General features: G+C 62.8%; 9 protein-coding genes and 2 pseudogenes. 4 read left to right on the top strand and 7 right to left on the bottom strand.

What is annotated here, in order from left to right; genetic code table 11:
* Window positions 1–3,273 (top strand): transporter substrate-binding domain-containing protein, encoded by a 3,273-nt coding sequence (locus ACPZMI_RS24905; RefSeq protein WP_426353248.1) that lies wholly within the window; start codon window positions 1–3, stop codon window positions 3,271–3,273.
* On the opposite strand, the pseudogene ACPZMI_RS24900 reads toward ACPZMI_RS24905, so the two are convergent.
* From ACPZMI_RS24900 to gntR, 3 genes and pseudogenes are all read right to left on the bottom strand, one after another.
* Window positions 3,248–3,682, bottom strand: a pseudogene (locus tag ACPZMI_RS24900) (methyl-accepting chemotaxis protein); the annotation flags it as partial. The gene ACPZMI_RS24905 and the pseudogene ACPZMI_RS24900 sit on opposite strands and share 26 nt — an antisense overlap.
* 102 nt (window positions 3,683–3,784) lie before the next feature.
* A pseudogene (locus tag ACPZMI_RS24895) lies at window positions 3,785–4,501 on the bottom strand (PAS domain-containing protein); the annotation flags it as partial.
* A gap of 195 nt (window positions 4,502–4,696) precedes the next feature.
* A complete protein-coding gene (gene gntR / locus ACPZMI_RS24890) occupies window positions 4,697–5,716 on the bottom strand; it encodes an HTH-type transcriptional regulator GntR (protein WP_186665046.1) in 1,020 nt (339 codons plus the stop codon).
* A gap of 196 nt (window positions 5,717–5,912) precedes the next feature.
* Here gntR and ACPZMI_RS24885 point away from each other — a divergent pair, with 196 nt between their 5' ends.
* The 3 genes from ACPZMI_RS24885 to ACPZMI_RS24875 all read left to right on the top strand — a co-directional run bounded on the left by ACPZMI_RS24885 (window position 5,913) and on the right by ACPZMI_RS24875 (window position 8,301).
* Entirely contained in the window at window positions 5,913–6,452 is a 540-nt protein-coding gene (locus ACPZMI_RS24885; RefSeq protein WP_186709663.1) for a gluconokinase, read from the top strand.
* 111 nt (window positions 6,453–6,563) lie between these two features.
* A complete protein-coding gene (locus tag ACPZMI_RS24880; RefSeq protein WP_186665050.1) occupies window positions 6,564–7,916 on the top strand; it encodes a GntP family permease in 1,353 nt (450 codons plus the stop codon).
* Window positions 7,917–8,013: 97 nt separating this feature from the next.
* Window positions 8,014–8,301 (top strand): hypothetical protein, encoded by a 288-nt coding sequence (locus ACPZMI_RS24875; RefSeq protein ID WP_186665431.1) that lies wholly within the window; start codon window positions 8,014–8,016, stop codon window positions 8,299–8,301.
* A gap of 3 nt (window positions 8,302–8,304) precedes the next feature.
* On the opposite strand, the gene ACPZMI_RS24870 is transcribed toward ACPZMI_RS24875, so the two are convergent.
* From ACPZMI_RS24870 to ACPZMI_RS24855, 4 genes are all read right to left on the bottom strand, one after another.
* Window positions 8,305–9,729, bottom strand: a complete 1,425-nt coding sequence (locus ACPZMI_RS24870; RefSeq protein WP_186709661.1) for a sigma-54-dependent transcriptional regulator — start codon at window positions 9,727–9,729, stop codon at window positions 8,305–8,307.
* Window positions 9,698–11,191 (bottom strand): sensor histidine kinase, encoded by a 1,494-nt coding sequence (locus ACPZMI_RS24865; protein WP_426353247.1) that lies wholly within the window; start codon window positions 11,189–11,191, stop codon window positions 9,698–9,700. Before ACPZMI_RS24865 ends, ACPZMI_RS24870 begins: the two co-directional genes overlap by 32 nt.
* A 209-nt stretch (window positions 11,192–11,400) precedes the next feature.
* Complete coding sequence (locus ACPZMI_RS24860) at window positions 11,401–12,855, bottom strand: sensor histidine kinase (protein WP_426353246.1); 1,455 nt, start codon at window positions 12,853–12,855, stop codon at window positions 11,401–11,403.
* A gap of 30 nt (window positions 12,856–12,885) precedes the next feature.
* On the bottom strand, window positions 12,886–13,118 hold a 233-nt coding region (locus ACPZMI_RS24855; RefSeq protein ID WP_426353245.1), incomplete at its 5' end, for a LysR substrate-binding domain-containing protein.

The following is a 13,118-nucleotide window of genomic DNA, read 5'->3' as shown; positions in this document are numbered from 1 at the left end:
ATGAAGCACACCCTTGGCGGCCTGCTACTGGCAGCGGCCGTCCTGCTGGTATCGGGCGCCGCAGCTGGCGAAAACGAACCACGACAGTTGTTGGCCCGCTCGATCAGCGCCAGTGCCGCGCTGCCGCTGAGCGACAGCGACCGCCAATGGCTGCGCGAGCGCAAGGTGCTGATCCTGGGCAGCTCGCGCCCTGACTATCCGCCCTTCGAAATCAATGTCAGCCCGCACGACTACGAGGGATTGAGCGCGGATTATGCAGGCCTGATCGGCGAGCAATTGGGCATTCCGGTCGAAGTACGCCGTTTCGCCAGCCGCACGGCGGCCATCGAAGCCCTGCACAAGGGGGAGATCGACCTGCTTGGGAGCTCCAACGGTTTCGAAGCGGCCGATGCCCAGTTGTCTCTGAGCCAAGCTTATGCCGACGACCTTCCGGTAATCGTCACGCGTCAGGACCGTCCCCAACTACACAGTGAGGATCTGACCGGCCTGCGCCTGGCGATGGTCGACCACTACCTGCCGACGACGACTGTCCAAGCCCTCTACCCCGAGGCGCATCTGACCCTCTACAGCTCGACCCAGGCAGGCCTCAGCGCCGTGGCGCTAGGCGATGCCGATGCCTACATCGGCGATGCCATCAGCTCGGACTTCGCCATTGGACGGGCCTATCAAGGCCTGGTGCGCATCGACCATTTCGTCCAGACGCCTGCAGGTGCCTTCGCTTTCGCACTGGACCAACACAACGTCAGACTGCTGAATCTGGTCGACCAGGCGTTGCAAAGGATCACTGACAGCGAGCGCCTGAACATCCTGCGGCGCTGGTCCAGCGGCAACACCAGCCTGCTCCTTGAACGGCGCCCTTCCACGCTCACCGGTGAAGAACAGCGCTGGTTGGCCAGCGCTCCGAGGATACGGGTGCTGATCAATCCCAGCCTTGCACCGCTGACTTTCAACGACTCCCAGCAGCAACCCAGCGGCATCACGCTGGACGTTCTCAAACAGATCACGTTGCGCACCGGCCTGCGTTTCGACATCGTCGAACGCGACTCCGTAGCCGCCATGGTCGATGAGGTGGCACGGGGCGATGCACAGATGATCGGAGCTCTGGACTACAGCACGCCACGTGCATCGCGCCTACGTTTCACCCGCCCCTACCTGGTCAGCCCGAACGTGCAGGTCGTGCGCCGCGGCAGCACTTCGTCTACCCCTCTGGAAGGGCAGCGCATCGCGCTCGTACGTGATGGTTCCCAGCATGTCGCGCTGCGCCAGCGTTATCCAGAGGCTCGGGTGGTCGAGGCCAGCAACGTGTTGGCAATGATGGAGTCGGTTGCCAAAGGCAATGCCGATATCGCACTCAGCAGCAACATCAGCGCATCCTACTACCTGACCCATGTGTTCAAGGACAAGTTGCGCATCGCCGGCTTGCAGGACGACAGTCATACAGCCATGGCCTTTGCGGTAGCGCCTGACCTGCCACAACTGCAGTCGATCATGGACAAGGCGCTGCTGAGTATCCCGCCGGAAGAACTGGACCAATTGGTCAACCGTTGGCGCACCAGCACCGTCGTCAGCGATAGCCTATGGGGCAACTACCGCTCGCTGGCATTGCAGGTACTGGTGCTTTCGACGCTGCTGCTGGCCGGTGTGGTGTTCTGGAACGGCTACCTACGCAAGCTGATCCACCAACGCAGCGAAGCACAACGAGCGCTGCAAGCGCAGCTCACACTCAGCCGCAGCCTGCTCGAACAACTGCGCGTGGCCAAAGAGGATGCTGAGCGTGCCAGCCAGGCCAAGAGCAGCTTCCTGGCAATCATGAGCCATGAGATTCGCACCCCCATGAACGCGGTGATCGGGCTGCTGGAGCTGGCACTCGAAGACAACCGTAAAGGCCGCAGCGACCCACAGGGTTTGCAGACTGCACACGATGCCGCGCTCGGACTGCTCGACCTGATCGGCGACATTCTCGACATCTCGCGCATCGAGTCCGGACACATGGTCTTGCAGCCGGTAGCCACCGACCTGGTCGAGTTGGTCCGTTCGACCCTGCGCGCGTTCGAAGCCAATGCCAGGCTCAAGGGGCTGACATTGCAAACCAGGCTCCCGGAGACGCCGGTCTGGGCCGCGGTCGATCCGGTAAGACTGCGCCAGGTGGTGTCCAACCTGCTCAGCAATGCGATCAAGTTCACCGAGCAAGGCCAGGTCGAAGTCAGTCTGAGCGCGCAGCCGCAAACCAAAGGTGTCCTGCAGGTGGAACTGCAGGTGCAGGACAGCGGCATCGGCATCAGCGAAGCCGATCAGGCCAGGCTGTTTCAGGCCTTCGCCCAACTCGACGGCCAGCGCGCGCGCCATGGTGCCGGGCTGGGGCTGATCATCAGCCGTACGCTGTGCCAGCTCATGGGCGGCGTCCTGCAACTGCAGAGCCTGCAGGGCATCGGCACCCGAGTCGATATAAGCCTGTCGCTGCCGAGCGCCGAGCCCCTGGTCGCGCAGACCACGCCTGAACCTGGCGATACCAACCTGGCCGGTCCTTTGCGGGTTCTGGTCGTAGATGACTACCCCGCCAACCTCATGCTCCTCGAAAAGCAACTCTGCACCCTCGGGCACAAAGTGCGCCTGGCTGAAAATGGCGAGATGGCCCTGGCGCTCTGGCAGGCAGAAACGTTCGACCTGGTGATCACCGACTGCAGCATGCCCGTCATGGATGGCCACGAACTGACCCGGCGCATCCGCGCACTGGAACGCGAGCGCGGCGCGCACCCCTGCCAAATCCTCGGCGTCACGGCCAACGCCCAGGCCGAAGCCAAGGCACAGTGCCTGGCCGATGGCATGGACGAATGCCTGTTCAAACCGATCGATCTGCGCACCCTCAAAGCCCATTTGCCCCAGGCGTCGACCACCGAGGCACCGCTCACCGAAGACACACCACCTGCCAGTGGTTTCGACATCGCTCAGCTGCGCCATCTCACCCAGGACGACGTGGACCTGACCCGGCGTCTGCTCGAACAACTCGCCCAGAGTACCGCGCAAGATCTGCAGGCCCTGCGAGAACTGGGGCCAGACCGCACATCGGAACAGGTGAAAACGCTCGTGCACCGGATCAAGGGCGGTGCGCGCATGCTCAAGGTCAGGGGGGTGGTTCGCGATTGCGAAACACTGGAACAAGCACTGGCCGATGAAGCGCCCAGCGATGCATTGCTCGAGCGCCTGGAGGCAAACCTCCAGGGCCTGGAGCATCAGCTAGGCGAGGGACTCAATGCAATTGCAGCGTCGAACTGATCTGACTGATTGCATCGACCACATGACGTGAGCCTTGCTGGATCTCCATGATCACGGTGCCGGCCTCGTTGGCCAGCTCCACGCCCAACCCCGTGCGCGACAGGCTCGACTGCATGCTGGCCACCGCCGTCAGTGACAGATCGTGGTTCTGTCGCACCACCTCGACGATCTCCAGCGTCGCTTTGCTGGTGCGCGCCGCCAGGCTGCGCACCTCGTCAGCCACAACCGCGAAACCACGCCCGTGCTCACCGGCCCGGGCGGCCTCGATGGCGGCATTGAGTGCCAGCAGGTTGGTCTGGTCGGCAATCCCGCGAATGGTCAGGACGATCTTCCCAATCAGCTCCGACTGTTTGCTCACGGCATCGATGCTGCGTGCCGCATCATTGAGCTCCTCGGAAATCTGCTCGATCACCTGCACCGTCTGCTGCACCACCTGGGTCCCCTTGCGCGCGCAGGCGTCGGTCTGCACGGAGCTTGCGTGAGCAGCATCGGCAGCGCTCTGCTGGGTGCTGACCTGACTGGTGATGTCGCTGGCGAACTTGACCACCTTGTACAGGCGGCCCTTGCCATCGAAGATCGGGTTGTAGGAGGCCTCCAGGTACACCGTCTGGCCTTGCTTGTTGACCCGTTCGAAGCGGTGGGAGTGATATTCGCCCCGGTTGAGCGATGCCCAGAACTCCCGGTACTGGGCTGATTCGCGCTCATGGGGCAGGCAGAACAATCCATGATGACGCCCCGTGACTTCCTCCAGGCGATAGCCCATGGTGTCGAGGAAATTCTGGTTGGCCGTGATCACCCGCCCTTCGGGAGTGAATTCGATCACCGCCATCGAGCGACCGATGGCCTTGAGCAGGCTTTCGCTCTCGTGCTCTTCGTTGACCCTGCGGGTGATGTCGGCCGCGACCTTGATCACGCTGGTAACCTGCTGTTGATCGTCGAGCACCGGCATGTAGCTCGCCTCCAGCCACACCTCGCGCCCCGCCTTGTCGATACGCTCGAACGTACCGCTGATCGCCTTGCCCTGCCGCAACTCATGCCATAGCTGCTGGTACTCGGCGCTCTTGGCATAGGTCTGGTCGCAGAACAGACGGTGGTGCTTGCCGCGGATCTCTTCGGCGCTGTAGCCCATCGTTGCGCAGAAGTTGTCGTTGGCGTCGAGGATGCTGCCATCCGGGGCGAACTCGATCATCGCCATGGAGCGACTGATCGCGGCTAATTTGGCTTCCATGCCCGCCAGTGCCTGGCGGCACCGCTGAATCTCGATCAGATCGGACTTGCGATGGTACTCGAACATGCGCCGGGCCTCCTTGTATGCGCAGGGGTTTCCTGAGCATAGATGGGCCCCGCTGCCGTGCAAGCGATCTGATATCACCTTGTGATTAGACGGTTTCGCAGAGGGCTTCGCCCCCCCCCCCACACCCGGTCAGGTACTTTCCCGCACTACCAGTTCGAAGCCCATGTCCTGCTGCTGCTGCGCGACCCGCTTGCCATCGAGCAGGCTCAACAGCGCCTGCGCGGCACTGCGCCCCACGGCGGCCCTTGGCGTACGGATCGACGTCAGGCGCGGCACCATGTGCGCCGAGGCCGGCAGGTCGTTGAAGCCGACCATCGCCACCTGCCGCGGCACCTCTACACCTTGGCGCAGCGCCTGGAGCACTGCGCCCTGAGCCAGGTCGTCGTTGCAGAAGAACAGGCCATCGACGTCCGGTGCCTTGGCCAGCAAACGACTGAACAGCTCGCCCCCAAGGCCGATCGATGAGGGTTGTGGGTCCAGCATCTCCAGCTCCGGTGCCTGCAAGCCCGCTTCCAGCAGCGCCTGGCGAAACCCCTCGGCGCGCTGCATCACCCTCGGGTCGAGCTGCGCAGCGATGAAGCCCAGGCGCCTGCGCCCGCGTTCGATGAGGTGGCGAGCCGCGGCGTGCCCAGCCTGCTGCTGGGAGAACCCCACCGACAACGCGCCCGGCTCCCCGCCAAGCTCCATCATGTGTACACAGGGCACACCGCTGGCGGCGAGCATCTGTCGCGAAGCGTCGCTGCGCTCGAACCCGGTCAGCAGGATGCCGCAGGGCTGATAGGCGAGGTAGTTGCGGATCAGGTTCTCTTCCTCGGCGCTGTCGTAGTGATAGTTGCCGATCAGCACTTCCAGCCCACGTGGACGCATCACCTCGTGAATCGCCTCCAGGGTGTCGATGAACAGTTGGTTGGACAGGGACGGAATCAGTACCACCACCGACTGGCTGCGCGCCGACGCCAGGGCCCGGGCGGCCGGATTGGCCACGTAGCCCAGGCTCGCGGCGGCGGCAATGACCTTTTCCACCAGCTCCGGTGCAACCGTGCTGACGCCGCGCAGCGCGCGCGATGCGGTAATGGGAGAAACCCCTGAAAGTCTGGCGACTTCGGCCAGAGTGGGACGACCTGTGGTGCGGGAGCCGGTGCGGGTCATGAATGTTGTAATTTTACTACTTGCAAGAAGTGGGAACGGTCACTAAGGTAGCGCTGTCTCAGAACGCAGGCAACGTAATAATTGCCGCAGCGTCCATACTGCGTATCACAAGATCAATAACACCCGGGAGGGTGGCGCCTGCACCCACTGCTCGTCGAGCGTGAGACAGCGCTGTCTTACCCCGCAGGAGGTATCGATGAACCTTTCCCCTCGCGCCATCGTGGTCATGGGCGTGGCAGGCTGCGGCAAAAGCTGCGTCGGCCAGGCCATTGCTACGCGTAGCGGCGGACGCCTGATCGAGGGCGACGCCTTCCACCCTGCCGAAAACATCGAGAAGATGAGCGCCGGCATCCCCCTCGACGACAACGACCGTGCCGGTTGGCTGGTACGCCTGGGCGAAGAATTGCAGGCCATTCTCCTGGCTGGCGAACGCCCGATTCTCACCTGCTCGGCGCTCAAGCGCCGCTACCGCGACACCCTGCGCCAGGCCGTGCCAGGCCTGGGCTTCGTCTTTCTCGAATTGAGCCCTGAGGAGGCCGAGAAACGGGTGCTCGCCCGCCCCGGCCATTTCATGCCCGCCAGCCTGATCGCCAGCCAGTTTGCGACCCTTGAAGCACCGTTTGGCGAACCGCTCACGCTGGCGCTGGACGCCACGCGCCCGATCGAGGCACTCGCCGAATCCGTGCATGACTGGCTAAAGCCCTGCGGTGACCGGCCTCTGGCGCGAACTGCCTGACCCGGCGGTTTCCCGGCTCACCAAAGACAGCGCTGTCTCGACGCCTGCGAGCGTCAAAAGTTCACTCAAGCTCCGCCATTACAACAACGACAAGACCGAGGCATAGACCCCATGTTCGGACTGGCTACTGATACCTACCTGCTGCTCGACGCGCTGGTTACCATCGTCGGGCTCATCCTGCTGATCACCCATTTCAAGGTTCATCCCTTCGTCGCCCTGACCCTCGCCGCAGGCTTCCTTGGCCTGACCTCCGGCATGCCGGTGGCCAAGGTCATGAAGTCGTTCCAGGACGGCTTCGGCGGCGTGCTTGGCTTTGTCGGCATCGTCCTAGCGCTGGGGACCATGCTCGGCAAGCTTATGGCCGACTCCGGCGGCGCCGACCAGATCGCACAAACGCTGATCCGAGCCTTCGGCAAGCAAAAAGTGCATTGGGCAATGATGTTCGCCGCGTTTCTGGTGGGCATCCCACTGTTCTTCGAGATCGGCTTCGTGCTGTTGATCCCGCTGGTGTTCATCGTCGCCCGCCGCTCCGGGGTGTCGCTGGTGAAGATCGGCATCCCGCTGCTGGCAGGGCTCTCGGTGGTGCATGGCCTGGTGCCGCCGCACCCAGGGCCATTGCTGGCGATCGGCATCTTCCATGCCGACATCGGCAAGACCATCTTCTACGGCCTGCTGGTGGCGCTGCCCACGGCAGTCATCGCCGGGCCGCTGTTCGGTAATTTCATCTCCCGCTATATCCCCGGCAACCCGTCCCAGGAGCTGATGGACCAGATCGCCCGCGAGTCCGACCAGAGAAACCTGCCAAGCTTCACCATCACCTTGGTCACCGTGCTGTTGCCGGTGGCGCTCATGCTGCTCAAGACCTTCGCCGATGTGGTGCTGCCCACCGACCATATCGTGCGCCAGTGGATGGACCTGATCGGCCACCCCATCAGCGCGTTGCTCGCCGCCTTGCTGCTGGCGTTCTACACCTTCGGCTCGGCCCGCGGCTTCAGCCGCCAGCAGATCATGAAGATGCTCGACCAGAGCCTGGCGCCCACCGCGGCAATCGTGCTGATCGTCGGGGCAGGTGGCGGCTTCAAGCAGATGCTGGTGGACACCGGCGTCGGCAACGTGATCGGGCAGATGGCCGTGCAAGCCGAGATTTCACCGATCATGCTCGCCTGGCTGGTGGCGGCGGTGATCCGTATCGCCACAGGTTCGGCCACCGTGGCGACCATCACCGGCGCCGGTATCGTCGCGCCGGTGATCGAGCTGGTGCCGGGAGTCAACCGTGAGTTGCTGGTACTGGCCACCGGCGCTGGTTCGCTGATTCTGTCCCACGTCAACGATGCCGGGTTCTGGCTGGTCAAGCAGTACTTCAACATGACCGTGGCCGAGACCTTCAAGACCTGGAGCATGATGGAGACCATCCTGTCCGTGGTCGGCATCATCTTCATCATGCTGTTGTCGATGGTGGTGTGACCGTCGGTCGGGGTAATGGCACCTTGCTGAGCAGGACGGGGCCCAAGAGGAAGATGCCCCTGTCCTGCGCAAAGGAGTTTGCCCCATGAAGCGATCCCTGCCCCGTACCTGCCTGCTCGCCGCCCTGCTCTGTTCACCACTGGCCATGGCGGTTGGCACCGGCACCACCTACCCGGACGATCCGCACAACCCTGCACCGCAACCTGGTGTAGACAGCACCCTCAATCCGGTCGAGAAACCCATGCCGCGCGATACCGATCCGCGCATTCAGGGCAACGACCCGGAAAGCCCGCCAGCACGGCAGAACGACAACCGCGATCTGCCCGGCATGGATGGCAGCGGCTCGGAAGGTAATGGTAGCCAGGGCGGCAGCGGCAAGCCCTGACGCCTACCACTGCCGCTTGTCAGGCCTGCTCAACCCCAGCTTCTCGATCTTGTAGCGCAGCATGTCGCGCGACAGCCCGAGCAAACGCGCCGACTTGGTGACGTTCCAGTCGGTGCGGTCCAGGGTGCGGCAAACCATGTCTCGCTCCATGTCCGGCAAGCTACCGCCGATCTCGGGCTCGGGACGCTGGGGTTCGTAGACAGGTTGTGCGGCCGGTACGACTGGCTCGTCGACCAGGGTCAGGCACAGGTTCAACTGATGCGCGCCAATCAGCTCTGTCGGTGCCAGCAACACGGTCTGCTCCAGCATGTTGCGTAGTTCGCGCACGTTCCCTGGCCAGCTATAACCCAACATCAGGGCTTCGGCTTCGGCTGAGAAGCGCAGGTTCGGCTTGCCATAACGCCGACCGTGGTGCGCCAGGAAGTGCCGGGCCAGAATCAGGATGTCCTGCCCCCGGGCATAAAGGCGCGGCACCTTCAACGCAATGATCCGCAGGCGAAAGAACAGGTCGCGGCGAAACTTGCCCTGCTGGACCATCTGCTCCAGGTTGCAGTTGGTCGCGCTGATCACCCGCAGGTCGACCTTGCGCTCCTTGACCGCACCGATGCGGCGAATGCTGCGATCCTCCAGCAGCTTGAGCAGCTTGGCCTGCAGCACCAGGTCCATCTCGCCGATTTCGTCGAGAAACAACGTACCGCCATCGGCGGCTTCGACCAGTCCTACTCGGCGCTCCTTGGCGTCGGTGAAGGCACCCTTCTCGTGCCCGAACAACTCGGCCTCCAGCAGGTTGGCCGGAATTGAGGCACAGTTGAACTCGATGAACGGCCCCTTGGCCCGTGCGCCGTCGAAATGCAGGGCACGGGCGACCAGTTCCTTGCCGGTGCCGGTCTCGCCCTCCACCAATACCGGCGGCAGGTCGTCACTGGCCATACGCCGCTCGGCATCGAGCAACTGACGCAGGGTGTGCTTGAGCCCCTGCATGACCGGCGACTCGCCGATCAAGGCCTGCAACCCCGACTTCTGCGCCTCGCGCGTCTGGTAGAACGACAAGGTGCGCTCCATGCGCTCGGCGGCCAGGGCCTTGTCGAGGATCAATTTGAGCTCGGCCAGCACCACCGGTTTGGTCAGGTAGTGGAAGGCCCCCTCCTTCATCGCCAGGACGGCGTCCTCGACGTTGCCATAACCAGTCATCATGATCACCTTCAATGCCGGCGCCTGCGCCACCAGGGTACGCAGCAGGTCATGGCCGCTCATGCCCGGCAATGAGTTGTCGGTCAGCACCGCATCGGGCTGGACGCGCTTGATCTGCTCCAGCGCCAGCTCGGCACTGTGACACACCATGACCTCGAAGCCTTTCAGATTCAGGTAGGTGCGAATGTTGTCGGCAAGGATTTCATCATCCTCGACCACCAGGATGCTGTGCTCCATGGTCCCCTCCCGCTGCACGTTTGAATATCAGGCTGACGCGGGTTCCTTCCTCTTCACGGCTGCTCAGGCTCACCGAGCCGCCAAACCGTTCCATGATCCGCTTGACCAGGGCCAGGCCTACGCCCAGCCCGCCCTGCTTGGTGGTGAAGAACGGCTTGAACACCATCCGCTCCTGCTGCCGGGTCATGCCCTTGCCCGTGTCGCTAAGCACCAGTTGCGCCTGCTGCCCCTCCACAACGCCGACCTCGGCGCGCAGTTCGCCGCCATTGGGCATCGCCTCCAGCGCGTTGGCGAACAGGCTGTTGAGAATCTGCGTGAGCTGCAGCGGCTGGCTGGCGACCCATTGCACCTGTGGGCCAACCAGGCTGAACCGCACACCGTTGCGTTCGATCTGCTGGGCAAACGCCAGGCGGGTGTCTTCCAGGGCCGCCACCAGGTCCACGGCTTCGGGGTCGTCACTGGTCGGGCGCAGCGACACCAGCAGTTCACGCACCCAGCGTGACATGCGATCGACCTGGCTGATGATATCGGTGATGTTCTTCTGCGCCGCCGGGCTCGCGATATCCTGGGCAAGTTCGGCACTGGAGCGAATGTTGGCCAACGGATTGCGCAGGCTGTGGGCCACCGCCGAAGACATTTCGCCCAGCGCCACATAGGTCTCGCTGGCCACCAGGCGATCCTGCTGGTGATGCAGCAACTGCGCGGCGCGGCGCACGATCCAGAACAGCCCGAAGTAGATCAGCGCCCCGCCCACCAGGGTCGATACCCAGATCAGCACATAACCGCGCTGGATACGCCGCACCAGGTCCTGCGGCTCCTTGTAGATCTCCACCATCGACAGCACCTGCTCGCCCTGGGTGTCGAACAGCGGAATGTAGTTCTCGATGAACAGGTACTGAGGCTCACGCAGGAATTTCTGCTCCTCACGATCCTCATCAACCTTGTGATAGCTGGCCGAAACCGCCTGGCGCGAATGGAAGGCCTGTTGCAGATCGTCGTCCTCGCCGATGCGCTTGCCAATCAGTTCGCTGTTGGTCGACCAGACGATGGTGTGATCGCGGGCATAGACATTCGCCAGCAAGGTATCGGGCAGGTGCTCGACGTGATCGAGGAACTCCACCCGGGTCGCCCTGACCAACGCTTCGCTGATCTGCAAGTGCTGGCCATCCATGCGCGGGTCGAGCAGCTCACCCATGGTCGTTCCCGGGGGCAGTTGCGAATGGCGCACTTCAGCCTGGGCCATGGCCTGGATGAACTGGGCCGTGAGCATGGCGTCACGCTCGACGCTGTCGCGCACCACGAAGCGGGTAGAGAAATAGCCCAGGCCACCGGCGACCGAAGCGATGATCAGCAGGCTGATGATCGAGAACCAGCGCAACAGGTTGAATTCACGCAGGGGAACCGCCAACGCACTCGGCGAGACATGTTGGGTGTCGGAAGCATCGTCTTGCAGGGTCTGCATGCTGTCGGTCGCTCGATTGGGTAACGGCCTGGAAGCGTTTGAAACAGTGAAGCAAAAAATCAGCCAGCTTTTTAGTGAGAAAAATATCGAATTAAATCAGGCACTTGAAAGCATAACGTCAAGTAAATTAGAGAGTACTGCCCCGCATATGGGGGATTTCACCCAATAAACAAAAATCTATTTAAATCATATATTTAAAGATAAAAGCTCTAAAAAATATCAGCTCTGGCAATCCGGAAACTCAACGACACACGCGTGCCGCCCCCCTCTCGACTGCTCAGGCGGACCGCCCCACCGAAACGCTCCATGATCCGCTTCACCAGCACCAACCCGACACCCAGCCCGCCCTGCTTGGTACTGAAGAACGGACGGAACGCCATGCGCTGCTGCTGTTCGTTCATGCCCCGCCCGGTGTCCGAGATGCGTAGTACCAGCATCCGCCGATCCTGGCGCACCACTTCCACCTTTAGCCGGCCGCCCTGCTCCATGGACTCCAGTGCGTTGCCGATAAGACTGGCGAAGATCTGCCCGAGCAGTTCCGGATGGCCCAGTACCTGCACCACCGGCAAGGGCTGGACGTCCAGTTGCACACCGCTGCGGGCCAGGGGGACGGCAAAGGCCTGCAGGCTTTCATGCAGGACCTTGGCCAGGTCGACGGGGACCGCGCTGTCATTGAGCGGACGCAACGACTGCAGCAGTTGCCGGACCCATTGGGACATGCGATCGACCTGTCCGATGATGTCGTTGATGTTCTTCTGCGCGGGCCCCTCGTCGAACGCCTGGGCCAGTTCGGCGCTGGAACGGATGCTGGCCAGCGGATTGCGCAGGCTGTGCGCCACCGCCGAGGACATCTCGCCCAACGCCACGAAGGTTTCACTGTTGACCAGACGCTTCTGCTGCACCGCAAGGGCCCTGGCTGCGCGCCGCATGATCCCGTACAAGCCGATGTACACCAGCCCGGCACCGACCACGATCGCCAGCCAGATCAGCATCAGGCCATGCTCGATGCGCACGATCAGGTCGTGGGGCTCCTTGTAGATCTCCACCATCGCCGTGACACGTTCACCATCGGCATCGAACAGCGGGATGTAGTTCTCGATGAACAATTGCTCCGGCGGCGTCACGAACTTCTGCTCGCTGCGCGCCTGCTCGAAATTGTGATAGCTGGCAGAGACACGCATCTTGTATTCGAAGGCCCGGTCGAGGTCTTCATCGACGTGGATCAGGTTGCCGATCAATGCAGGATTGCTCGACCAGATCACTGTGCGGTCGGGTGCATAGATGTTGGCCAGGAGCATGTCCGGCAGATGGGCGATATGGTCGAGAAACTCCCCGCGCGCCTTGCGCCGGGCCTCGGGATCGACCTCGGGCATGGCCTCGTCCAGGCGCGGATCAAGCAGCTCGCCCATGGTACGTACGTTGGGGATGGCCACATGGCGCACTTCGGCATCGGCAATCGCGGTGATGAATTGCGCGGTCAGCAGCGCATCGCGCTCGACACTCTCGTCGATGACGAAACGGCTGGAAATCAGCCCCAGCCCCATTGCCACCGAGAGAATGATGGCCAGGCTGACCCAGGCATACCAGCGCAGCAGGTCGAACGGCTTGTGCGCCCGCCCGGTGCTGGCAAGGTCATGGCTGTCGGAACGGGGGGCAAGGTCCATGGCGACTCCGCGATGGGGTACCTTTGAAGGTTATAGCCCAGAGTTGGGGAAACGGCCCTGATCAGCGCCCATCACCTCCACCACCCAGTCGATGAACACCCGCAACCGCGCGCCCACATGCCGATTCGGCGGATAAGCGACATACAACGGCATCGACTCCAACTGCCAATCTTCGAGCACCCGCACCAGCGCGACAATGGCCAGGGGTGGACGGGAGAGGTAGTCCGGCAGCCCCAAAAGCAGAAGAGCACACGCCTGAAACC

The sequence above is a fragment of the Pseudomonas wayambapalatensis genome (assembly GCF_049942315.1).
GTDB lineage: Bacteria > Pseudomonadota > Gammaproteobacteria > Pseudomonadales > Pseudomonadaceae > Aquipseudomonas > Aquipseudomonas wayambapalatensis.
This window is presented reverse-complemented; position numbering and strand designations above follow the sequence as displayed.

What these genes read in the sequence shown, in the direction of transcription:
- ACPZMI_RS24880 (WP_186665050.1), top strand. Translation starts at nt 6,564, where the DNA reads ATGTTCGGACTGGCTACTGATACCTACCTGCTGCTCGACGCGCTGGTT.
- gntR (WP_186665046.1), bottom strand. Translation starts at nt 5,716, where the DNA reads ATGACCCGCACCGGCTCCCGCACCACAGGTCGTCCCACTCTGGCCGAA.
- ACPZMI_RS24865 (WP_426353247.1), bottom strand. Translation starts at nt 11,191, where the DNA reads ATGCAGACCCTGCAAGACGATGCTTCCGACACCCAACATGTCTCGCCG.
- ACPZMI_RS24885 (WP_186709663.1), top strand. Translation starts at nt 5,913, where the DNA reads ATGAACCTTTCCCCTCGCGCCATCGTGGTCATGGGCGTGGCAGGCTGC.
- ACPZMI_RS24860 (WP_426353246.1), bottom strand. Translation starts at nt 12,855, where the DNA reads ATGGACCTTGCCCCCCGTTCCGACAGCCATGACCTTGCCAGCACCGGG.
- ACPZMI_RS24870 (WP_186709661.1), bottom strand. Translation starts at nt 9,729, where the DNA reads ATGGAGCACAGCATCCTGGTGGTCGAGGATGATGAAATCCTTGCCGAC.
- ACPZMI_RS24905 (WP_426353248.1), top strand. Translation starts at nt 1, where the DNA reads ATGAAGCACACCCTTGGCGGCCTGCTACTGGCAGCGGCCGTCCTGCTG.